Origin of the sequence: Paenibacillus sp. ACRRX (assembly GCF_022346885.1) — a bacterium.
Lineage (GTDB): Bacteria > Bacillota > Bacilli > Paenibacillales > Paenibacillaceae > Paenibacillus_B.
On record NZ_JAKRNK010000001.1, the window covers coordinates 296041 to 318943 of the forward strand.

The following is a 22903-nucleotide window of genomic DNA, read 5'->3' on the forward strand; positions in this document are numbered from 1 at the left end:
AATCGTCCTCTCACGGTGAAATGACGTCACAATTTAATAATAATTAAGACCAAGTACTAAGACCTACTAATATTATATCCGAGCGGCATAAAAATGCAATTGGTTCTATGCATAGCTTAGCTGCGAACATATAAGCTGGGTAATTAACAGCAGCTATGGTCTGCTATGCAAGCCTCGATTGCTTCGTGCGGAATACCAAGTAAGAAGGGTGAATCCGACAAACGCGCTTGCAGCAAAACAGGCAGCCACAAAATAGACGATGTCTTTACCATAAGATTGAAGCAAAGGACCTCCGATTGTGCCACTGAGCAGTCCTGCCAAGCTTGACCATACTATTGTATAAATGGCCATGCCTGTTGCTCGATATTCCTCTGGAATAACTCGGTTCAAATATCGCACAGCTACAAAGTAAAAGATTGCAAACGTAATACTATGCAGTAATTGAGTGCTCATCAACCACAATGGATTCTGAATTAGTCCCGCCAGCAGCAGGCGAATGACGTATAATACTGCTGATAACGCTAACAAAGGCAGTTCTTTGAAACGCTCACCATAAGCATTAAGTAGAAAGAACATCGGGATCTCGCTGACTGCAGATATCATCCAGGCATATCCGACCAATGACTCGCTCCCGCCCAACATCACAATAGATAAGCCAAGAAAAGCTTCATTTAATCGATGTGCAACTGCCAGCAGCAGGGCACACAACAGAAACATCATGACCTCGCGCTGCTTCAAAATGTTCCATAAGCCACCGAACTCCATCTTCTTGACGGAGGCGCGCTTATCAGCAACTGTAAAAGCCAATGCAAGCGAGAGCAGGCTTAGCCCGAACACGACATATATCGTATAGGATGCGCCCAGCTTGCCAATCAGAAAGCCAAATACGAGTGCAGATACTGCAAAGCCAATTGATCCGAACACTCGAATACCAATGAAGCTGCGTCCTTGCATTTGTGTGGTTACTATGGATAAGCTATCCGTCAAGGGATATATCGGATAAAAGAAAAAGTTAAACGCACACAGCAGAACAATCACAGCACCATAAGAGGAAGCCAGTCCAAGCAGCAGGGTCATAGCGGTCTGTGCAGCTAACAGAATGAGAAGAACTTTTTTAATTGTCTGCATGCGGTCGCTTGTGACGCCCCACATAAAGTTTGATACAATACTAATAAGTGGACCTAACGAATACAGAAAGCCGATCTGGGTGCTTGAGAACCCAAGAGACTTAAAGTACAAGGGCATGTACGAGATAATTACCGCAGATGTCATAAAGATTGCGAATGAATAGGCGCGCAGAGCGGTTGTCTCTCGACGATGCTGACTGGTCATGATGCATAACTCCTTCCAACCTCGCTCACACTTGTAAATACGAGATACGGTGATGCAGGTATAAGAATAATATGGTATGAGATTAGTCGTATTTCATATATAAAATATGGTTTAGTATAACATGGTTCTGAAAGATGGAATAGCGGGACGAATGTTGTTGGATGGCTGTATGAATTTACGATATGGATATGAAATATAAAAGGCCGTATGGATCTTGCTGTGTTAGAGGGGAGCATTAGAGGTATGGATAATGAACACTTTGTATGGAATGAACGCTTGGGTATTCATACGCCTTTGCTGCATTGTCCTTGGGAGTCACTGGACATCGAAGCGCAGAGTCAGATCTTGTCTCAATGGGAAGGGATTCGCGGGCGAATTCCAGAACGTATCAAGCAATTGGAACGTATTATTGTTGCGAAGCAAGAAGCGTTATACGATGAGGATGACTTTGCACAGTCCTGCCAACTGAATAGCGAGATTGCGGAGCATGCCAGCATGATTACCGATCTGCATTTGTGGTATCGCACACAGCAGGACGTAGATGTCAAAATGCACCATTGAATAGAACGTTTGTGCAATCTGTCACTTCGTAATATAATAGTTTTTGGCTAAAATGAGAACATCAACACAACCACGAATAGCGTGTAGAACGGAGGCTGTCATTGGACCGTCAGAGGCAGTATCGAAAAGGTGCGCCACAAGAACCTGTTCGATTAATGTACCGCGTATATAAATACATATTGCCGGAAGTTCGGTCCGAGCTTGCCAGATGGACGCAGCACGCCCATTCGATTCCCGATGATGAATTGAAGAGACAAGCATTGGCAAGCATCGCGACCAAGCAATTCCATTGCGAAGGTGGCGCTGTGTATGCTGCTCCTTATATGAATCAGCGTCAGGTGTTGATTCCGCTTATTGTAGCATTTCAGACGATCAGCGATTATTTGGACAATTTGTGTGATCGCAGCACCTCTCTTGACCCGGAGGACTTTAGACTACTGCATCAATCGATGCTGGATGCCGTTCAGCCTGAAGGGCAGTTGGCTGATTATTATGCGCTGCGTGAGGAACAAGATGACGGTGGATATTTACACGCATTAGTCAAGCAGTGCCGAACTTGCATTTCTCAATTACCAGGTTATGAATCTGTACGTCATGAACTTGTTCCGCTTGTTCGTATGTACACCGAATTGCAAATATACAAGCATATCCATCGTAATGATCGGGAGGCAGCCCTGCTGAACTGGTGGGAGCCATATGCGTCCCGTTATGCCGAGATTGAATGGAATGAGTTTGCGGCTGCTACAGGTTCGACGTTGGGGATGTTCCAACTGTTTGCAGTGGCAGTGAATGAAGATGCAGATGAAGGACAAGCCCGGTTGATTCGCAGCGCTTATTTTCCTTATGTAAATGGTCTTCACATTTTACTTGATTATTTAATTGATCAAGAAGAGGACCGTATCGGGGGAGATTTGAATTTCTGCAATTATTACGAGAATAATGACGCTGTTATCCGTCGCATTGAGTATTTCGCGAACACCGCAATTGAGCGTGTGGAACAGCTTGAAAATCCACGTTTCCATCGGATGATCATAGAAGGGCTGCTTGCTCTTTATTTGTCCGATCCGAAAGTGCGCGAACAAAAAGAAGTGCTTAACGTTTCCAAGCGGCTGATGAAGGGTAGTCCTTTAATGAGGCTTTTCTTCTGGATCAACAGTCGCTGGATTCGCAAACATATGTATTAGACTAGAGGATACGAGGGAGGAAACATCATGTCTGCTGTTAAAAAAATTGCCGTTCTTACGAGCGGGGGAGACTCTCAAGGGATGAACGCTGCTATTCGCGCTGTTGTGCGTACCGCTTTGTACCACGGTATCGAGGTATATGGGGTTCAGCGGGGCTACCAAGGTTTGCTTAACAATGATATTAGACAAATGGACATTCGCAGCGTAGGGGATATCATTCAGCGCGGAGGTACAATTCTACAATCAGCACGTTGCCAAGAGTTCCGCACAGCGGAAGGTCAGGAGAAGGGTGCAGAGATTCTTCGCTCTCATGGTATTGATGGACTTATCGTTATCGGTGGTGATGGTTCCTACCAAGGTGCCAACAAGTTAAGCAAACTTGGTATCAAAACAATGGGACTTCCAGGTACAATTGACAATGATATTTCGTTTACAGACTTTACGATCGGATTTGATACGGCCGTAAGTGTAGTTGTAGACGCAGTTAACAAGCTTCGTGATACGATGAGCTCTCACGAGCGTTCTTCTGTTGTCGAGGTTATGGGTCGTCATTGTGGCGACATCGCATTGTATGCGGGTCTTGCCAGTGGTGCTGAATCAATCCTTGTGCCAGAAGTGCCGTTCAGCATTGACGAGGTGTCTCAACGTATGAAGTACAACTTCGATTGCGGCAAACGCCATAGCATTGTACTTGTTGCAGAGGGCGTGGGCAAAGGTGAAGATATTTGCAACGGCATCATCGAACGTGTACCTTCGATTGAACCACGTGTTACGGTACTAGGCCACATTCAACGTGGCGGCGCGCCGACACCGGCTGACCGTATTTTGGCAAGCCGCTTGGGCGACTTTGCTGTACGAAGCTTGATGGAAGGTATCTCTGGCAAAGGCTGTGGTATCATTAACGGTCAATTGGTTGCAACCGACATTGATCTTGTTGTTAATACAAAGAAAGAGTTTAATATGGAATTGTATGAGCTTGCGACACGCCTGTCTCAGTAGTTGATTCGTATTACATTCCATATAAATAAGCAAGCCGTTTCCTGTTGTAGGCAGGGAACGGCTTTTCTATTAAATTATGATAAGTTCCGTTCATTCGGACGAGATGGGAAGCATTTAAGTGCTCATACCTCTATGAAAACTATGAGAACAAAGTTGTATGGGGAATGATCTAGGCATTAACGATTTGCTGTATTATTAAATGGAAGTATAAAAAAAGAACTGCCTAGTCGTCATTAATGGTGACGTAACAGGCAGCTCTTATGTGTGTGGTAATAATACTTATGTATGTAATCTAAGTATGTTTAGGTCTTCGGAAGTTACCCATAATCCCAACCGTTTCTACAATATTCACAAAAGCTTTGGGATCAGCCTCTTTAATAACGCGCTTCAGATCCTGTAATTCATACCGCGTTGTCACGGTCATCAACATGTCTCGCTCAATTTCAGAAAATGCGCCGCGTGTTTTAATGACGGTAATACCATGAGGCAGGCTTAACATTTTCTCCAATAGTAAATCTTTGTTGCCTGTAATGATATATACAGTGACCTTATAGTGGTTAATATAAATGGTGTCCATCACTTTACCTGTAGTGAAAATCGAAACCATGGAGTACAGTGCTAATTCCCAGCTTTGCGTTAGCATGCCATGGGTGAGGATAACCATTGCATTCAGGGATACCGATACGGTGCTAATTGGAAAGTCATGAAATTTGGTAACGATAGCACCTATGATGTCGAAACCGCCTGACGATCCTCCTACTCGGAGTGACAATCCGCTTCCGATCCCAACAAATGTACCTCCAAATACAGCAGCAAGCAGCGGTTCTTTGGAGATGGATACAACAGGTATGATGGAGATGAACAAAGTAGTCGATACTACGCTTAGCATGCTATATGTAACAAACCGTCGTCCAAGAATGAACCATCCCCAGATGATCAACGGCACATTAAATGCGAAATAAAGGATGCTGATATTCCATTTTGTAAAATAACTTGTAATCATGGATACACCGGATACGCCCCCACTCAAGAAGTGGTGCGGAACGAGAAACAGGTTAAAAGCAGAAGCAATAAGTGCGCCTCCAATAATGATTACGAAGCATTCGAGCAGTCTTTTCAAACCATTTCACCCCAAAATGTAGGAATAATGAGTTCCTTACTGGTATTCCTCGTTATGATTGTGTTATAATGTGTTGGATATTCTTGAGTATGCTTTTTTTTCTGAAATGTACACATGAACGAACTAGCGGGGGAAACGATTCCGTATTCCACCTCGCATTGTATATGATGAGACGGCCGGCCCGATGTGCCATTCGTCACCAATTGATCACGCTACTTAAGAATACAGATATGGCTGTGGATTGTCCACAATGAAGGAGCTTGAATAATTTTGAAGACATTTGCAGAATTTGGCTTGGAAACGAAAGTTCTACAAGCAATCACAGAATTAGGGTTTGAAGAGTCGACTCCAATTCAGGAAAAAGCAATACCTATAGCGATGACCGGTAGTGATATGATTGGACAAGCGCAAACGGGTACAGGTAAGACGGCCGCCTTTGGTATTCCGCTTATCCAGAAGATCCAACCAGAAGAGAACCGCGTAGTTGCATTGATTATGACACCAACACGTGAGCTTGCGATTCAAGTTGCTGAAGAAATTAGTAAATTGTCCCGCTTTAAAGGCATCCGCTCTTTGCCGATCTATGGCGGACAGGATATCGGACGTCAGATCCGTGCCCTTAAGAAAAACCCTCAGATCATTATCGGTACACCTGGTCGTCTTCTTGACCACATCAACCGTAAGACCATTCGTCTTAATGATGTAAACACTGTAGTATTGGATGAAGCAGATGAAATGCTGGACATGGGCTTCATGGAAGATATTACTTCCATTCTGAAGCTTGTACCAGACAATCGTCAAACGATGTTGTTCTCCGCAACAATGCCACCTAACATCCAGAAGTTGGCTAACACTTTCTTGACGAACCCAGAGCATGTGTCCGTTATGCCTAAGCAGATCAGTGCTCCGCTTATCGAGCAATCTTATATTGAAGTTAACGAACGGAATAAGTTTGACGCATTAAGCCGCTTGCTTGATATGGAATCTCCAGAGCTTGCGATCGTATTCGGTCGTACGAAGCGTCGTGTCGATGAATTAGCAGAGGCGTTGCAGAAACGTGGTTATTCTGCAGATGGTCTCCATGGTGACTTGTCTCAGAACCAACGTGATGCGGTTATGCGTAAATTCCGTGACGGCAGCATTGATGTACTAGTAGCGACAGACGTTGCTGCACGTGGTCTTGACGTATCTGGCGTTACACATGTTATTAACTTTGACTTGCCACAAGATCCAGAATCTTATGTACACCGTATCGGCCGTACAGGTCGTGCTGGTAAAGAAGGTAGCGCATGGTCCTTCGTAACTCCACGTGAGATCGATCATATGCACTTTATTGAGCGTGTTACACGTCATCGTATCTCCCGTAAGCCGATGCCTAGCTTGGCAGAAGCGATTGAAGGTAAGCAACGTATCGTTGGTGAGCGTTTGCTTGAAGTGCTTCAAGCTGGAGAGATTAATGAATACAAAGCAATTACAATTCAATTGCTTGAGCAATATGATTCCGTACAGCTTCTTTCAGCAGCATTCAAGTTGTTGACAGGTGAGAAGAAGGACGTTCAAGTTCAATTAACACCGGAAGATCCGATTCGTGCGAAACGTCGCAAGCCTGATGTTCGCACTAGCGGTCGTAAAGTATCCGCTCCATACGGACGTGGACGCTCCAGTGCTCCACGTGGCGATGGAGACCGTCGTCAAGGCAACAGTGGCGGTGGTGGTGGTTACCGTGGAGGCTACGGCAGCCGCGATAACAACAACCGTGGAGGCTACGGTGGCGGTTCTGGTGGCAGCCGTGACAACGGTGGACGTCGTGAGTGGAGTGACCGTGGTGGCGAACGCAGCAGCAGCGATCGCAGTGGAAGCGGAGATCGTCGTCCGCGTCGTCCATATGAGAATCGTGAGCCGCGTCGCACGCCTGATTCTGAATAATATTACAAGTGAAATAGGCAGTTCCTTCGGGAACTGTCTTTTTTATTTGTTTCGCAGCAGTACATATGTACGCAAATGCGCATAAAGTACAATATAACAGCACTGCTTCCCCGACTATGGTCGAGAACCATTTACGTCTTAAGATTGTATCTGAAGCTGTCTTATTCATTTACAATAATATTAATTATTGACGACAAGTTGGTGGACGAACATTGGAACAAAAACGTATTTATGTGCTGTTAACTGATACTGGGACTTTGTTCTCGCAGGTGATTAAGATGTATACCAGGCATCCCATGAATCATGCCTCCGTAGCCTTGGATGAATCGTTAAATGAGGTATTCAGCTTTGGTCGAAAAGACCCGGTGAATCCTTTTGTTGGCGGATTTGTGCGTGAACGTGTCATGGGTGATCTTATTCGTTCGCAGTCACGCCGGACTAGATGTGCATTGTATAGCTGTACGGTGAGTCTTGAGGTGTACAATCGATTTCGCAGTCGTATTCAAGATATAGAACGAAATGAGCATCATTATAAATATAATTTTCTGGGCTTGCTGGGAATTGCTTTGAGAATTCCGATCGCCCGCAAAAATGCGTATTTCTGTTCACAATTTATTGCTGCGTTATTTCAGGAGTGCGGCTTGCGTTTAATGAGTAAAGAAGCTGAGATGGTTACTCCGGATGATTTTAGGCATTGTCAAGCATTAAAGCTTGAGTTTATGGGGGACTTAAAAGATGTAGTTAGCTCATTTGATGCTAATACTAATCATATGGTATCGGCATAACAGGGCAGACGAATCTAGCCTGATAATTCAAAGGAGAAGGCGAGTTGCCTTCTCCTTTGAACTGCGACTCCCCAGAGGAGTGCCGCAAAGTTATCCATTTAGTACAAAATGGAACGGCTTATGATAACAAGTAAAATAAAAAGTACGAGGATAGAACCTGCGGAAGTAAACAGACCTCCACCGCAACCGCCGCCATACCCGCCACCAAAACCGACTTGACTCATATTGTAACCTCCTTAAATCTAAACTCATCTAACACGATACATCATATGGTCTAGACGTTTATTCGGCTTAGACCATAACCCAATTGTGTTAAATTAGGCACTGGCTTACACTTCGCGTTTGTATTATAGTTAAAGGGACAGGATGTGTAGGAGGAGGAGTTTGTTTTGGAATATCGTGGGATAATGGGTGGGTTTTACCGCATATCCGAATGGATCATGCGATTCTCGGTAACGAACATATTGTGGTTGCTTTGTTCGTCCCCGTTTTTCTTTTTTATGGTAACGAAGTTGTTAGTATTACAGAGTAATCTGGCCAATGAATCGCTGCAGATGAATTGGATGATGGGAATTGCGGCACCGTTTACATTGTTCCCTGCAACCGCTGCAATGTTCTCTGTGGCACGTAAATGGGTAATGGGGGACACGGATGCTAAGCTTGTAAAAACGTTCTTTAAGTCCTACAAAGATAATTACAAGCAAGCGATGATTGGTGGTTTCTTCTATACATTGTTGTTTGTTATTATGTATATTGACTATACTGTCTACATGACCCAGCTCCAAACGCTGCAAGTAGTTGGCTATGTGATGTTAGGTTTGTTGATTGTATTGTTTGTGTCGTTATTTAACTTCTTCTCGATGGTTTCACATTACCATATGAAGACGTTCCAGATATTAAAGAACAGTATCTTACTGACGTTGTTCCGTCCAGTAAGAGTTGTGCTAACTGCTGTTGTAAGTGGGATGCTGTTGTACTTTGGCATGAAGTGGCCCGTTATCTTTATTTTCTTCGCGGGCTCCATTATCGCTTATTACGCATTCTTTAACTTCTACACAACGTATCAGAAGATGCAGGATCAGCAAGAAAAGCTGAATGCGAAGGATGAAGAGGAAGCGGCCGAAGAAGGCACGATTAAAGATGAGTTGAAATAATTTCGACCTGGCTTTGGGTTTACTTTTGTCGAAAAGAACACTATAATAAAGGAACATCCTGCGATGTGCGTCACGGTTTTCGTTGTTTTGAACCAATGTTTGTTTCCCGGGAGTTCAATATTGAGTCGTTACTGACAAGCTCTCTTGTTAGAGTAGTCAAAGGCGCCTTTGCGGACACCCACCTGCTAGAGCAGGTTCAGAAACATTAAAGCCGAACGGCATTAGCGGGTTACCTTTTCATGAAGCGCCTTCAATATGGACATTGTTCATGTTGAAGGCTTTTTTAATACACATAACGTAACCATTTTGGTGATCGTGAGGTTTTGCACTTTCCTTCTATAGGCTTTCAATGATAAACTATACATAAGTGAGCAACGGCAGTCGAATAAAGGAGGAACACGCTTTTGTCACTCAAAAGAACTCTGGTAGGGATTGTTCGAAGCTTTGAATCGAGCAGTGACCGTGCCAAAGACCCGAAATTGAAAACGCATTATTACCAATTATCGAAAGACAAGGCTTGGGCAGAGGTTACATCTACGCTGAAGAAGATTCAAGGGTACAAGATACTGCATGAAGTTCCATCTGTAGGTGAAATTACGATGGAGAAGCGTACAGCCATGGGGCGTGTGATGGATATTACAGTGTCTGTTATTTCTGTTAGTCCTGCCAAGACAGCAGTAGATGTTTATTCCGCTTCTCGTGGTGGTATGGGGGATCTGGGAGCTAATTATCGCGTTGTGCTGGACCTATTCGCGATTCTTGATAAGAAGATGTCTGCTAACGTTATTAAGGGCTGATTATTCGGAAATAAGGCAAGCGAGAGGAGAGCCGAAACCCTTCTCTCGCTTTTGTATTGTAGTTCCTTACAGAAGTCCACGAACAGCTTCAAGTGCTGCTTCATAGTTCGGGTGCTCTGTCATTTCGCTTAAGTATTCAACATAAGTTACTTTGTTGTCTGCATCCAATACGAAAATCGAGCGCATATCAAGGCGAAGTTCTTTGATCAGAACACCGTATGCAGCACCGAAGTTATTGTCTTTATAATCGGACAACATAACGAGCTTATCGACTCCGGCAGAGCCGCACCAGCGTGCTTGGGCCATTGGTAAGTCTGCGCTGACTGTCAATACAGCGACATGATCGCCAAGCTTGGCTGCTTCTTCGTTAAAACGGCGAGTCTGCATGTCGCATACTCCTGTGTCGATTGATGGCACTACGCTGATCAATTTGATCTTGCCAGTGAAGTCATTGAGACTTACGGTGTCCACTAACGACTTGTTAAGTTGGAAGTCTGGCGCTTGATCACCTGGTTGTAGTTGTGTGCCGATAAGTGTAATTGGGTTGCCTTTAAGTGTGGCAACACCAGTGCGTTCTGTTGTCATTAACGGAAACCTCCTTGCGATAGGGGCTAATATTTGGTAAACCCCCTTTATTATAAGGGGTGACATCATACATTGTCCAATGTTGCTGTGCTATCAGTTGCACACACCTGTGAGAACGATGTTAACGTAAAGGAGCTAAAGACGTTATGATCTTTATTCGCTATGAGAAATGGCGGACTTATGTGAAGCAGTATCCTGTGACAACGCTCTTACTGCTGGCGAACATAATCATGTTTATTGTTTTAGCGATTAGCGGTGGTTCGAAGGACGGAGAGACGCTTCTCCGATTTGGAGCGATGTGGAAAGAAGAACCGTACGTGCATGAGACATGGCGTATGTTCACATCTATGTTCCTTCATATCGGTTTTGACCATTTATTGTTTAATATGTTTGCCTTGTATGTTTTTGCACCCCCGATCGAACAGGCTCTTGGCAGCTTTAAGTATGCAGTGCTGTATCTGGCGAGTGGTGTTCTTGGGAGTGCGGTGAGCGTATGGTTATCTGAATGGGGGACGCTGTCTGCCGGCGCGTCAGGCGCTATTTACGGTCTGTACGGTGCGTATTTCTTTATTGCTTTATTTCAACGATGGGCACTGGATGAGGCTTCACGCAAGACGTTATATATTATTTTAGGTTTAGGCATTATTCAGTCGTTTCTGATGAGCAATGTCAGCTGGAGTGCACACTTGGGCGGACTTGCAGCCGGTTTTGTCGTGTACGGCTTAATGCGGTGGATTCATCGCAAGTAAGGTGGTATTAGTAGATTGGCGTGCATTTCGAACAGTTGGATGCAAAAGTAGGAGCATAATACAGAACGGAGCGTTGAATTGTCGTGGAGCTTAGGCAGTTACACTACTTTGTCAAAGTAGCGCAAAAGGAACATGTCACACAGGCTGCGGAAGAGATGCATGTGGCACAATCCGCAGTTAGCCGCCAAATTCATCAGTTGGAAGAAGAGCTTGGCGTTAAATTGTTTTTGCAGAAAGGTCGTAACCTCCAGCTGACGCCAGTAGGGCAGCTCTTTCTAAAAAGAGCAGAAGTCATTCTGAAGGAGCTGGATCGAGCGGTACAGGAAGTTCAAGAATTTATGGACCCTGAATTAGGGGAAATTCGAATTGGCTTCCCGCACAGTCTGGGGGTTCACCTTATTCCTTCTGTCGTGGCGGCATTCCGCAAGCTTCATCCTAACGTGAAGTTTCGTTTTAAACAAGGGATGTATCCTTCATTGATTAGGGATATTGTTAGAGCAGAGGTTGATCTTGCGTTTATCTCTCCTTTCCCGGAAGATTGTGATCAGGTTGACGGTGAAGTTGTGTTAACGGAGCAACTGTATGCAATCCTTCCTCCTACGCATCCGCTAGCTGGGCAAGAAGAAATTCGTCTAGCGCAGCTTAAAGATGATACATTTGTACTGTTCAGTCAAGGTTATTCACTTCGTCCGCTAGTGTGGGATGCTTGTATCAAGGCGGGTTTTACTCCCCATATCGGTTTTGAAGGTGAAGAAACGGACACAATTCGTGGTTTGGTTGCGGCAGGAATGGGTGTCAGTCTGCTGCCTGATATGGCATTAAAACATATGACAGAGCTGCAGCCGGTTGCAGTTCGGATTTCGGAGCCTCAAGTCATGAGGACAATTGGGCTTATTCGTCGAGCAGATGAGAAGCTTCCGCTTGTGGCAAAGACGTTTCATCGCTTTTTGTTGGAATACTTTAATGTGCATAATCAACCATCCTCACATCAGTAATAACAAAGAAGCCCCCAAGCATGATCAATACATGCTTGGGGGCTTCTTGCTGTATAGGGACTTAATCCCTGTTGCTAGTGAAGATCATAATGTACTTGATAAGTTCAAGTAATGAGATGAGCGCTGCAGCAACATATGTTAATGCTGCGGCATTTAACACTTTAGCGACACCTCGTTCTTCTTCGTTGGTAATAAAGCCTTCCGAAATCATCAACTCACGAGCTCGGTTGCTGGCATTAAACTCCACGGGGAGTGTAACGAGCTGGAAAGCAACGGCTGCGGAGAAAAAGATAATACCTACACCAACAAGGTTCATTGCATTAAACAAGAAACCTGCGATTAACAAAAATGGTGCAACTCCGGATGCAAAGTTAACGACCGGGAACATCCGGTGACGTAGGACGAGCATCGGATAGGAATGCTGATGCTGAATGGCGTGCCCTACTTCGTGACAAGCAACAGATATTGCTGAGATAGAGCTTTCATAGTATACAGGTTCCGACAAACGAACGACTCGTTTGATCGGATCATAGTGGTCTGTTAATGTTCCTTGAACAGGTTCAACAGGTACATCATGCAATCCGTTAGAGTCCAGCATTCGTCGTGCAGCGTCGTAGCCTGTCATACCACTCATGACGCGTACCTCAGACCAGCGTGTAAATGTACCCTTTACTCGGAATTGAGCCCAGATGGACAGGCCAAACGCGATGAGAATTAAAAAATCCATAGGGTGAAAAAACATTGAGAAGCCTCCTTCGTGTCCCATTCATAAATAGTCTTTAAAGCAAATGCTGCTGCTTATCAAGCAAGGCAACCAATACCTCGATACATGCTGCGCTTTGAGGGCCAATCCGTTGGAATAAGGACTTAGCCTGCTTAGGCTTTAATTGTTCGAGCATTGGTTTCAGTTCCTTGGCCTCACGTTCTACTTGCTGTAGGTGAACCTGCAGGTCAGTTAGGCGTTTGGCAAGATCTGATTCGCTTGCGATCTGCTTAAGCTGCCTAAAGTATTCTTTGATCTCTTCTAAAGAATACTTCTCTTGCTTTAATTGATTAATACGATTGAGACGCTCTATCGTTTCGTAAGGATATAACCGATAATTGGTATCGGTGCGTGTAGCGGGTTGTATGAGTCCGATTGAAGTATAATAATCAATTGTTCGTTGACTTACGGACGCGACCCGAGCTAGTTCGCCGATACGAAAAAGTTGCGTATCCCCATCGTTACCTCACCTCGATTCACTCTAGTGCGCTATGTAACCTTTCTGATCTGGATGGCTTCGGATGTGATACCGATCACGAATTCAAATAGAACAAGAAAGATTCCAATATACACACCATAATTCAAGTTGTAAATACTTCTTGGTAATAATGCTTACTTCTATTCTATGATACTGCATAACAAACCATACAGTCAAACGTAATGGTTTTTATTTATGTCAGATAATATAACGTAAAATAAGAAAGTGATATTGTTTATGGTTGTATGAAACTAATAATACATTTCAATTGCCAAAATGGACCGGTTTTGCTTATAATAATCATCAATAATCGAAAACATATGTTATATAATATGACATAAAGGCGGTGCTGCATGTTTGATAATCAAAATCATGCTCTGTCGCAGGGAGAACAGTTAGCCAAGCCTTGGGTGGAACGGATTATGCATAACCCTTACACGTTATTTGAAGATCGAATTCAATTCTGGTTACAAGTAAGGACGGAATGGATGGCCTCTTCACTTGTTGCTGATTCCGATACTTCGAGCCCTCCTTTACCTACTGATAAGTATTTGTGCGAATGCCAAGGGGCGCAGAATGAGCAGAGTGCTTTGATGGATTCTAGTCGAATTTCAGCTACTGCACGATATGAGATGGTTACTTTAATTATAGACGCATTTTATCAGGCTGCGGCATTGCAAGTCGAGACTTTGCTGCGGCAGAATGGATGCGGTTCGCCGCCTGCGGCCTACGCTTGCGTGCTATTTGGCAGTGGGGGGCGCAGAGAGATGACCCCGTGGAGTGACCAGGATCACGGTCTGTTATGGGCTGATGTTCCTGCTGACCAACAAGCAGGTGCTGCTATCTATTTTGACAAGTGGGGGAGTGTATACACGAAACTGCTGGCACGTCTTGGATTTCCGCCCTGCTCGGGTAAAGTGTTGGCAAGCGAAGCAGAATGGCGTGGCTCAATATCAGAATGGCGGCAGCGTATAGAATGTTGGACCCAGCATCTGAATTGGGAGAACATGCGTTACTTTTCGATGTCGCTTGATATGAGAACGTGCTTTGGTGAGACGTGCCTTGAGCAGCAATGGCGTGCACACCTTCAACAAATCCATGAGCAACACGGCTATGAATTGAACAAAGCTATCGTAAGCAACCTGCTTCATCGCAAGCGTGCACACAACACCTTTGGGCAGTTGATTTGTGAACGATATGGTGTAAATGCGGGTCTTTTTGATATAAAATACCGCGCCTATGTGCCCATAGCACAGCTGGCAAGAAGTAGTATGTGGATAAGCGGCAGGCTGAATCGATCGATGGCAACAAGAGAGCGCCTGCAAACTGCAATAGCGATAGCACATCTGCTCGATGATGTATCAATTAAAGCAGCTGTTAGCGAAGTGTATCAATGGTGGGATGATGTGCTGCTGAGCAGGTGGCAGGCAGGTGGATATCAAGCAGATGGATGGTGGAATTGTTCTGGCATGGTAGATCCCGCTGTGTTGCCGCCTGCACGAAAGATGGCACTTAAACAAAATTCACATGCGATAACGAAATGGCTTAGACATTTGGAGCGGAGGTATACAAATGAGAAATGATGAAAGAAGAAGTGGTCCGGCTTGGCTTGAACGTCTGCGCGCGCGTACCAGGATTACAGGGCCTTCGCCATCCTCTATGCCTCCGGCAAGTGATAAGCCTGATGTAGAGTCGCTTCACGTCACGACGCAGCAAGAACTGCATACAATGGGAGCTAGATACGCTTATGAACGCTCCCTAGCCAAGCAGCAGAAATCAGGAGTCGGCATGAAAGGGCGTGCCCAACTACTTGATATTCCACTATTAGAGCTGCCAATTGCAGTAATTGATCTGGAGACGACAGGTTTTGAACCACATGCAGATGAAATTATTTCTTTTGGTGCCTGGCATATTAATGGTACACAATGGGTGTCGGATGAAGCTGGTGCAGGGGCATTCTATACGGTCGTGAACCCAGGTATTCCTATTCCAGTGCTCATCGAAGAATTGACTGGAATTAGGAATGCTGATGCTGTGAGTGCGGTGTCGGTAGGCGAAGGTTTAACGAGATTCAGCAGCTTCGTTGATGGCCGAATTCTGATTGCACACGCGAGTGGTCATGATAAAGCATTTCTAAGAGCGGCATTATGGCGCTATCATAAGCAGTCATGGAAGTATCGGATGCTGGACACTATGTTGGTAGCCAGGTGGTTGTATCCGCAGCAAAGGCAGTTGGATTTGGATTCATTGACTAATCTGCTTGGAATCCAGAACGAGAGACGTCATCATGCATTGTACGATGCACAGGCAACGGGGGCATTATGGATACAATTTGTAGAGCAAGCAGTGGCACGGCGGGTGACAACATTGCGTGAATTGTACATGTATCTCAGCCAATATTAAGGATCTCTGATGTGGGGTGACTTTGCACTTTGTTTGAGTCGCAGTTCTATAACTCGTAACAAGCGTAGCTAGGATGCTCGCTTCCATGCTGAAGCGATACGATAAATATCCCATTAAAGAGTCGCGCGGATAAGGCAAGTCCCTGGATATCAGTGGCTGACAGGGTAGGAGGAGTTAAGGGGTGTGAGTGTACAAATAGGATGTCCCACATGGATTTGGGATACCGATATACAAGGTCAATAAGCTGATTCGGCTCCAGCAGAAACGTATGCGTACGATTCGACGCTGCATTTGTAAGCTCCTCATATGTATGGTATACCAATGGTGCATTGGCATGGCTGCGCAGCAAGAGGCCACAGCACTCCTCAGGGGCATGTGTTAGAGCATGCTCCAGCAATTGCTGATGCGCACGATCGCTAATTTGTATGTCAGTCTGCCGCATACATATCCTCCTTTAGTCATCCTTCACATATGTTTTAATCATATGTGTCCTAAAGTAAGTCGTCAATCAATAGCTCCTGTCACTCTTTAGGCTTGATAAGTCATTCTTGTGTTAATCTCAAGCATTATAAATACAAGTGTAAATAAGAGGCCAAGGGCAGTCGTATTTCTGTGATAAAACGGGTAAAATAATGAATAGGTAACCTGTTAAAATGGAAAGGACATCGATGGCATGAGAAAAAGTACGGGCATATTGATTCTAACTGTTGTCCTAATCGTATTAGGTGTAGTGAACAACAGTGGAATAACGGGGAACACCGATTCTGCTTCCGCTCAATCGGCAGTTGTTTCGACTCAAGAGTCTCCTCGTGTCGGATACATGGCGCCTAGCTTTAAGTTGTCAAGTCTAGAGGGGAATGACAATTATGAAGTTGGCGGCAAACGCAGTAAGCCAGTGTTTATTAACTTCTGGGCATCCTGGTGTGGTCCATGTAAGGCTGAGGCACCTGATTTGGTGAAGTTATATGCCAAATACAAGCAGCAATTGGACATGTATTCTGTGAATGTGACTACTAATGACTCGTTAGCAGATGCAAAGGGGTTTGTGGATGAGTTCAGTCTTATTAACCCCATATTAACGGACTCCAAAGGTGAAGTGTTTAAGAAGTATAACGGTATTGCTTTCCCAACGAACATTCTTATAGACCGCAATGGCGTTGTGCGGGAAATATTTGTAGGCATGAGACCTGCCAATGAGATGGAAAAGGCAATAAAAAAAGTTATTGAGGATCAATAATCAGGAACTATACAAATAACACCGCCTCGGAAGTTTGCTCCGAAGGCGGTGTTTGTATTAGAGGCATTAGTGGTTCACTATGCCATGATGTTCTTTGCGTTCGGAGCTGGTTGACAGCCTCTCCTTGTCGATTAATGCATAACGAATACTGTCTACAAGAGCCTCCCAGCTTGCTTCGATCACATTGGAAGATACCCCTACTGTACTCCATGTATTCACGAAATCAGTGGATTCAATCAAGACACGAACTTTGGCTGCTGTTGTGTCGTTTTCATCCAGCACACGTACCTTGTAGTCCGTTAAGTGCATCTCATGAATAAATGGATAATGGCGCTCTAACGCCTTGCGCAGCGCGTTATCGAGCGCGTTAACAGGGCCGTTGCCTTCAGCTGCCATATATATCGTCTCGTCATCAATTGTAAGCTTCACGATTGCCTCAGAGCCTACCGAGCGGTCTTGGGACTTCTCGTTAATAATCTTAAACGATTCAAATTTAAATGCCTCCTGCTCAACGCCAGTTGCTTGCCGCAGCAGAAGTTCCAACGAGGCGTCAGCACCTTCGAACTGATAGCCCTGATGCTCGAGGTCTTTAATACGCTCCATAATAGAGCGTGTATCCGGGTTCGTGGCATCAAGCTCATAACCGAGCTGCTGTGCCTTGGATAAGACATTGCTCTGCCCTGCCAACTCAGACATAAGCACGCGCTGTGTGTTGCCTACAAGCTCTGGCTGAATGTGCTCGTAGGTACGGGGATCCTTTAGGATGGCGGATACATGAATGCCACCTTTGTGAGCAAAAGCAGCATTGCCAACATAAGGCTGGTTAACAGGCATATGCACATTTGCAATCTCACTAACATAGCGTGCCACGCTTGTTAAATCGCGGAGCTTGTTGTTGTGCAGGCAATCATATCCCATCTTTAACTGTAAGGTAGGGATAATTGAGCACAGATTGGCATTGCCGCATCTTTCACCGTAGCCATTGATCGTGCCCTGAACCTGCTGTGCTCCTGCTGAAATGGCAGCTAAAGCATTAGCTACGGCTAATTCACAGTCGTTGTGCGTGTGGATGCCAAGCTTTACCTGTACGGTTTGTGACACGCCATGCACAATGTCAGAGATCTCATTCGGTAATGTACCCCCATTTGTATCGCACATCACGACCCAGTCTACACCTGCCTGCTCGGCCTGCTTCAGAACAGCCAGCGCATACTCAGGATTGTGTTTGTAGCCGTCGAAGAAATGCTCAGCATCAAGCATCACTTCAAGGCCCGCCTGCTTCAAATAAGCGATGGAGTCCGCAATCATAGCTAGATTCTCATCGAGTGTTGTCTGCAAAGCGGTGTGCACGTGAAAGTCCCATGACTTTCCAACAAGCGTGGCCGCAGGGACCTGCGCTTCGATTATCCGGTTTAAGCCGGTGTCTTGTTCTGCTCGTGACTCTTTGCGTCTTGTGCTGCCGAAGGCCGTTAGCTTGGCCTGCCAATTATAAGATTGAACACGCTTAAAAAACTCTATATCTTTGCCGTTGCTGCCTGGAATCCCGCCTTCAATATAGTGAACGCCTAGGGCATCAAGTTTGCGTGCGATCTTAATTTTGTCGTCAGCGGAGAGACTAATGCCTTCGCCCTGTGTACCATCCCGAAGGGTCGTGTCGAATATGGCGATAGATTTGGACATGCGATAAACCTCCTTCAGTTCGTGCGAGGATGAACCGGATACAATTATTTTCCTATTATAGCATTCGATTTAAGATTGTATAGAGCGATCTTGCTTTTGTAATGAGTTTATTTCATTAACGCGATCACACGATGTCGTATTACGAGGTCAGATGATGTTTATTTCGGGAAAAGAGATGCACATCAAGCGTATAATCCGATAAAATAAAAAGGGAAACATTAATGAACAAGGAAGGCGGTGAATAAAGTGAGTTCTGGCAGAGAAGATCACCATCAAGATGTCCGTCAATATTATCCGACCAAAGGCCGTGTCATTTTACATCTGGATATGAATGCATTCTACTGCTCTGTCCATGAAGCAGAAGATCCAGATACGTATAAAGGGAAGCCAACAGCAGTTGCGGGCAGTATTGAGCTGAGAAAAGGGATTATTGTGACTTGTTCTTATGCAGCACGGGGTCTTGGAATTCGAACAGGTATGACTGTGAGGCAAGCAGAGCGAATTTGCCCACAGCTTATTCTGATTCAGCCAGACTTTCATTTATATCGCCGTTATTCCCGAGCGTTTCTGGAAATCGCCAATTCATATACTCCCCTTGTCGAAGCTGTATCTATTGATGAGTGTTATATGGATATAACCGGATCCAAGACATTTGGAACACCGCATCAGATTGCCGCAGAACTACAGCAGCGGATTCGAGAAGAGCTAAGTATTCCCTGTTCGATCGGAATAGCTCCCAATAAGCTGCTTGCCAAGATGGCATCGGATATGAAGAAACCTAATGGTATCACTGTGCTGCGTATCCGGGAAGTTCCGAAGCTGCTATGGTCGCTGCCGTGTCATGAATTGTTTGGTATCGGTCGGAAGACCGCCGATAAGTTGCTCAAGATGGGGATTCGTACGATTGGAGAATTAGCCAATGCGGACATTGAACGGCTTCACCACACTTTTGGCGTATATGGTGATGCAATGAGACTGGCGGCGAATGGACTGGACCATTCATTGGTTAAGTCTGAACGGGAACAGAGCAAATCGATTGGTCATACGACAACGCTGCCGCAAGATATTGGAACTGATGAAGAGGTACGAAGGGTGCTGCTTAATCTTGCTGATCAAGTGACGAGGCGCATGCGTAAGCAAGCGCTGATGGCACATACAATTCAGCTTACGATACGTAATCCGGATATGAAGACGATAACGCGCTCGGTAACCATCGATGTGCCATCAGATGATACTGGTAGATTTATGGAAGAAGCTTGGCGGCTATATGAGAAGCACTGGAACAAAGGCGATCCCATCCGATTGCTCGGTATCACAGGGCAAAACTTGGTTTCCAAAGAGGAAGCGGCCGTGCAATTGGATTTATTTGAGTATGAACAGCAGCCAAAGAAGGATAAATTAAATGAAACAATGGACAAAATAAGGGATAAGTTCGGTGAAAGCTCGCTTATTACGTTAGGGATGGTAGGAGAAGACCCTTCTACACTTCTTCGCAACCATCGGCGGCGGGGCACGTCTTTGCAAACTGATTTTCTAAGAGATTGGGAGCAAGGAGACAAAAAATCATAAGTTAACATATCAAACGTCATAGTCCATGTATAGTACCCCCAATTTTGTCATTTGAGACTGGTGTCACGATCATTTTGATTTATGGGTGACAGGGGTGTCAAAGCTATATGTAGTCTAGCATTTTTGTTGGATAAAACTTGGAAATCGTTTGAATTTCACCCCTGTTTGTATTATATTGATTACGGAGGAACCAAGAAGATCTGTACTGATAACAGGAGGGAACTAACCAATGGCAAAATACACTTGGGTTGATAAAGACACATGTATCGCATGTGGCGCTTGCGGAGCTACAGCTCCGGACATCTATGATTATGATGATGAGGGATTGGCAGAAGTTATCTTCAATGGAGATAACAATCAAGGCATTACAGTAATTCCGGAAGATTTGTTTGATGATCTGCAAGACGCAGCTGACGGATGTCCTACAGATTCCATCAGAATTGCTGATGCGCCTTTCAACTAATCTGCTATTCATACGAGGATAACATTTAGAGAGAGAACAACCAACCAAAACCCCGCCAATGGCGGGGTTTTTACATTTTATACGGATAAGCGTCGAAATGTGCATCATCAAATTGCACAAATTACCTTTTCATTTTACAATGAATATTACAAATGTTGAATAAAGTAAAAGTATGCGTTCCTGAGAAGCATGTCCTTATACTTATTAAATAAGCAAGCGAAAGGAATTGCGGATGCGTAAGAAAGCGTTTTCTATAGTTGTAGTTACCACGATAACGATTGTGTTGAGCTTGTCGATGACCTTGATGGGACACGGCGGCTTGTTTCGAATGGGTGAAAATGCTGTTCGAGATGTACTCCTACTCAAAACAGAGCAGGAACGCTCACCGAATGATCGTATTAAGTTGATCACAATCGATGATTATTCCATTCAACAGCTTGGCGCATATCCATGGCCTCGGTCTATATATGCTCAATTGATTGAGCAGCTAATGAATGCAGGCGCCAAATCGGTATTGCTAGATCTGCTGATGCTAGAACCCTCTGCTGACTTATCTGATGATGAAGAGTTAGCTGCCACGATAAACAAGTGGCCGCAAGTATATGTTCCATTGCAAGTCAATTTCCCGCCGCTCCAGGACTATGCGAATCGAATGAACATAACCAGAATTGATAGACCGGCAGCAACGCTGCGCGTTAACCCGAAGCAGGTAGGGCACGCCAATGTAATGCCGGATAAAGATGGTGTGATTCGCAAGTTGACTATAGGACTCCCGGATGAGTCAGGAAATTGGATTCCTTCTATTGATGTGTTGCTGGCTAATGAGCTGCTTCCAGTCGATCAGCGGATCGAATGGGAGGAAAGCAGCCGAAGCTGGAAACGTGGAGGAGCGGATATCCCGACAGAGGGGTGGAATCAGGTGACAGTTGATTTTTATTCATCCGCTTATGACGATAAATCAACTGTAACAGAGGGTTATGACCGACAATCCCTTGCAGATGTGCTGTTCGGTAATATTGAACCTGAATATTACAAAGATTGTATCGTAATCATCGGACCTTCCTCTAGATCTTTAGGGGATATGCACATGACTCCGATTAGCCGCTCTTTGCCTCTGCATGGGCTTGAAGTGCATGCCAACATGATCCAGTCCTTAGTAGAAGGACATTTTTATAAAGAGATCCCAAAAGTTGCGGCGTTCTTGGTCATTCTTCTTGCTGTAGTGCTGGCCTTTGCAAGCGGCCACATGCTGCGGGGAATTCGCGGGATGGGAATGATCATGTTGATGATTGGCGCCTATGTAGTGTTTGGTTATGTATGCTTTCAATGGAAATCGGTCTATATTCCTTTTCTATACGGTTGGATAGGTATGATTTTGGGATACATGATCGCCGCAGTCAAGCGAAGTGAAGAGGAACGAAGGGGAAGAAAGCATGTCACACATTTGTTTGGCCGGTATGTATCTCCACAGGTGGTCAAACAGCTGTTAGAATCCCAAGTACCCATTAAACCTGGTGGCAACCGTATGGACATAACGGTGATGTTCATTGATATGAGGGGATTTACGCCGCTGTCGGAGCAGCTTCCTCCGGAGCAGACGATAGCTATTTTAAATAAGTATTTACACTTATGTACGGATACTATATTCCGATTTGAAGGTACACTGGATAAATTTCTTGGAGATGGTGTCATGGCTATATTTGGGGCGCCTAATTGTATGGAGCAGCATGCAGAACGAGCCGTTGAAGCTGCTGCAGAGCTGCTTGTTCAAGCTTGTGAACTGCAAGAAAAGCTAGAGCGTGAGTCAGGAATTATCGTTCGGTTTGGGGTAGGACTTGAAAGCGGTGAAGCTGTAGTGGGGAACGTCGGGTCTGAAAAACTGCGCATGGATTACACTGCGATTGGGGACACGGTAAATATTGCGGCAAGGCTGGAGTCTAAGGCGGGACCAGGGCAGTTGTTAATTGGCCCGAATGCAGCGAGTCGCATAGCGGATTCTTATCCATTGCGGACGATTGGCCCGATGACGCTCAAAGGCAAGTCAGAGCCTGTCATGGTGTTTGAGCTGCAGCGAGACGAATATCTGAAAAAGCGAATATAAATGAGTGCTTAAGATCTTGAAC

Annotated in this window: 23 protein-coding genes and 1 other RNA gene; 16 read left to right on the forward strand and 8 right to left on the reverse strand. The window is 45.0% G+C overall.

Features of this window, described 5'->3' with window-relative positions; translation table 11 throughout:
* Positions 1–153: 153 nt before the first annotated feature.
* On the reverse strand, positions 154–1332 hold the full coding sequence (locus MH117_RS01280; RefSeq protein ID WP_239326605.1) for an MFS transporter: 1179 nt from the start codon (positions 1330–1332) through the stop codon (positions 154–156).
* Positions 1333–1575: 243 nt separating this feature from the next.
* On the opposite strand from MH117_RS01280, the gene MH117_RS01285 reads away from it, so the two are divergent.
* From MH117_RS01285 to pfkA, 3 genes are all read left to right on the forward strand, one after another.
* On the forward strand, positions 1576–1893 hold the full coding sequence (locus tag MH117_RS01285; protein ID WP_239326607.1) for a hypothetical protein: 318 nt from the start codon (positions 1576–1578) through the stop codon (positions 1891–1893).
* A gap of 101 nt (positions 1894–1994) precedes the next feature.
* Positions 1995–3077, forward strand: a complete 1083-nt coding sequence (locus tag MH117_RS01290) for a tetraprenyl-beta-curcumene synthase family protein (RefSeq protein ID WP_481857214.1) — start codon at positions 1995–1997, stop codon at positions 3075–3077.
* 27 nt (positions 3078–3104) lie between these two features.
* Complete coding sequence (gene pfkA / locus MH117_RS01295) at positions 3105–4076, forward strand: 6-phosphofructokinase (RefSeq protein WP_239326609.1); 972 nt, start codon at positions 3105–3107, stop codon at positions 4074–4076.
* Positions 4077–4368: 292 nt separating this feature from the next.
* On the opposite strand, the gene MH117_RS01300 is transcribed toward pfkA, so the two are convergent.
* Positions 4369–5196: a YitT family protein gene (locus tag MH117_RS01300; protein ID WP_239326611.1), complete on the reverse strand. Its 828-nt coding sequence runs from the start codon at positions 5194–5196 to the stop codon at positions 4369–4371.
* A 270-nt stretch (positions 5197–5466) separates the two neighbouring features.
* Between MH117_RS01300 and cshA the strand changes: the two genes are divergently transcribed.
* The gene (gene cshA / locus MH117_RS01305) at positions 5467–7122 is read left to right on the forward strand and encodes a degradosome RNA helicase CshA (RefSeq protein ID WP_239326613.1); all 1656 of its coding nucleotides are present in this window, start codon (positions 5467–5469) and stop codon (positions 7120–7122) included.
* A 212-nt stretch (positions 7123–7334) separates the two neighbouring features.
* Complete coding sequence (locus MH117_RS01310) at positions 7335–7907, forward strand: hypothetical protein (RefSeq protein ID WP_239326615.1); 573 nt, start codon at positions 7335–7337, stop codon at positions 7905–7907.
* A 98-nt stretch (positions 7908–8005) separates the two neighbouring features.
* Here the strand turns inward: MH117_RS01310 and MH117_RS01315 are convergent, their stop codons facing one another.
* Entirely contained in the window at positions 8006–8131 is a 126-nt protein-coding gene (locus MH117_RS01315) for a sporulation protein YjcZ (protein ID WP_239326617.1), read from the reverse strand.
* A 165-nt stretch (positions 8132–8296) separates the two neighbouring features.
* On the opposite strand from MH117_RS01315, the gene MH117_RS01320 reads away from it, so the two are divergent.
* The 3 genes from MH117_RS01320 (at position 8297) to MH117_RS01330 (ending at position 9858) form a co-directional block, all read left to right on the forward strand.
* The gene (locus tag MH117_RS01320; protein ID WP_239326619.1) at positions 8297–9061 is read left to right on the forward strand and encodes a YesL family protein; all 765 of its coding nucleotides are present in this window, start codon (positions 8297–8299) and stop codon (positions 9059–9061) included.
* A 52-nt stretch (positions 9062–9113) separates the two neighbouring features.
* A non-coding RNA gene (gene ssrS / locus MH117_RS01325) (6S RNA) lies at positions 9114–9296 on the forward strand.
* A gap of 169 nt (positions 9297–9465) precedes the next feature.
* Positions 9466–9858 (forward strand): DUF1499 domain-containing protein, encoded by a 393-nt coding sequence (locus MH117_RS01330; protein ID WP_028546341.1) that lies wholly within the window; start codon positions 9466–9468, stop codon positions 9856–9858.
* A gap of 66 nt (positions 9859–9924) precedes the next feature.
* Here the strand turns inward: MH117_RS01330 and tpx are convergent, their stop codons facing one another.
* Positions 9925–10443, reverse strand: a complete 519-nt coding sequence (tpx, locus tag MH117_RS01335) for a thiol peroxidase (RefSeq protein ID WP_239326621.1) — start codon at positions 10441–10443, stop codon at positions 9925–9927.
* Between the two features lie 146 nt (positions 10444–10589).
* Here tpx and MH117_RS01340 point away from each other — a divergent pair, with 146 nt between their 5' ends.
* Positions 10590–11192 (forward strand): rhomboid family intramembrane serine protease, encoded by a 603-nt coding sequence (locus MH117_RS01340; protein WP_239326623.1) that lies wholly within the window; start codon positions 10590–10592, stop codon positions 11190–11192.
* Between the two features lie 83 nt (positions 11193–11275).
* Complete coding sequence (gltC, locus tag MH117_RS01345) at positions 11276–12187, forward strand: glutamate biosynthesis transcriptional regulator GltC (RefSeq protein ID WP_239326625.1); 912 nt, start codon at positions 11276–11278, stop codon at positions 12185–12187.
* A gap of 61 nt (positions 12188–12248) precedes the next feature.
* Here the strand turns inward: gltC and MH117_RS01350 are convergent, their stop codons facing one another.
* Together MH117_RS01350 and MH117_RS01355 are read right to left on the reverse strand one after the other, a co-directional pair.
* Positions 12249–12929 carry a zinc metallopeptidase gene (locus tag MH117_RS01350; RefSeq protein ID WP_239326627.1) on the reverse strand — a complete coding sequence of 227 codons (681 nt, stop codon included), beginning with the start codon at positions 12927–12929 and terminating at the stop codon, positions 12249–12251.
* Positions 12930–12966: 37 nt separating this feature from the next.
* Positions 12967–13386, reverse strand: coding sequence for a MerR family transcriptional regulator (locus MH117_RS01355; protein ID WP_239327719.1), 420 nt, complete (start codon positions 13384–13386; stop codon positions 12967–12969).
* A gap of 395 nt (positions 13387–13781) precedes the next feature.
* Here MH117_RS01355 and MH117_RS01360 point away from each other — a divergent pair, with 395 nt between their 5' ends.
* Entirely contained in the window at positions 13782–15011 is a 1230-nt protein-coding gene (locus MH117_RS01360) for a DUF294 nucleotidyltransferase-like domain-containing protein (protein WP_239326629.1), read from the forward strand.
* Positions 15001–15831, forward strand: coding sequence for an exonuclease domain-containing protein (locus tag MH117_RS01365; protein WP_239326631.1), 831 nt, complete (start codon positions 15001–15003; stop codon positions 15829–15831). The genes MH117_RS01360 and MH117_RS01365 overlap by 11 nt, the downstream gene beginning before the upstream one ends.
* A gap of 46 nt (positions 15832–15877) precedes the next feature.
* Here MH117_RS01365 and MH117_RS01370 read toward each other — a convergent pair whose 3' ends face one another.
* Entirely contained in the window at positions 15878–16273 is a 396-nt protein-coding gene (locus MH117_RS01370) for a M67 family metallopeptidase (protein ID WP_239326633.1), read from the reverse strand.
* A gap of 231 nt (positions 16274–16504) precedes the next feature.
* Between MH117_RS01370 and MH117_RS01375 the strand changes: the two genes are divergently transcribed.
* Positions 16505–17068 carry a TlpA family protein disulfide reductase gene (locus tag MH117_RS01375; protein ID WP_239326635.1) on the forward strand — a complete coding sequence of 188 codons (564 nt, stop codon included), beginning with the start codon at positions 16505–16507 and terminating at the stop codon, positions 17066–17068.
* Positions 17069–17134: 66 nt separating this feature from the next.
* Here the strand turns inward: MH117_RS01375 and cimA are convergent, their stop codons facing one another.
* Positions 17135–18748 carry a citramalate synthase gene (gene cimA / locus MH117_RS01380; protein ID WP_239326637.1) on the reverse strand — a complete coding sequence of 538 codons (1614 nt, stop codon included), beginning with the start codon at positions 18746–18748 and terminating at the stop codon, positions 17135–17137.
* Between the two features lie 327 nt (positions 18749–19075).
* Between cimA and MH117_RS01385 the strand changes: the two genes are divergently transcribed.
* From MH117_RS01385 to MH117_RS01395, 3 genes are all read left to right on the forward strand, one after another.
* Positions 19076–20317, forward strand: coding sequence for a DNA polymerase IV (locus tag MH117_RS01385; RefSeq protein WP_239327720.1), 1242 nt, complete (start codon positions 19076–19078; stop codon positions 20315–20317).
* A 229-nt stretch (positions 20318–20546) separates the two neighbouring features.
* Positions 20547–20780, forward strand: a complete 234-nt coding sequence (locus MH117_RS01390) for a ferredoxin (RefSeq protein WP_239326639.1) — start codon at positions 20547–20549, stop codon at positions 20778–20780.
* A gap of 232 nt (positions 20781–21012) precedes the next feature.
* A complete protein-coding gene (locus MH117_RS01395; protein WP_239326641.1) occupies positions 21013–22881 on the forward strand; it encodes a CHASE2 domain-containing protein in 1869 nt (622 codons plus the stop codon).
* Positions 22882–22903 lie beyond the last annotated feature (22 nt).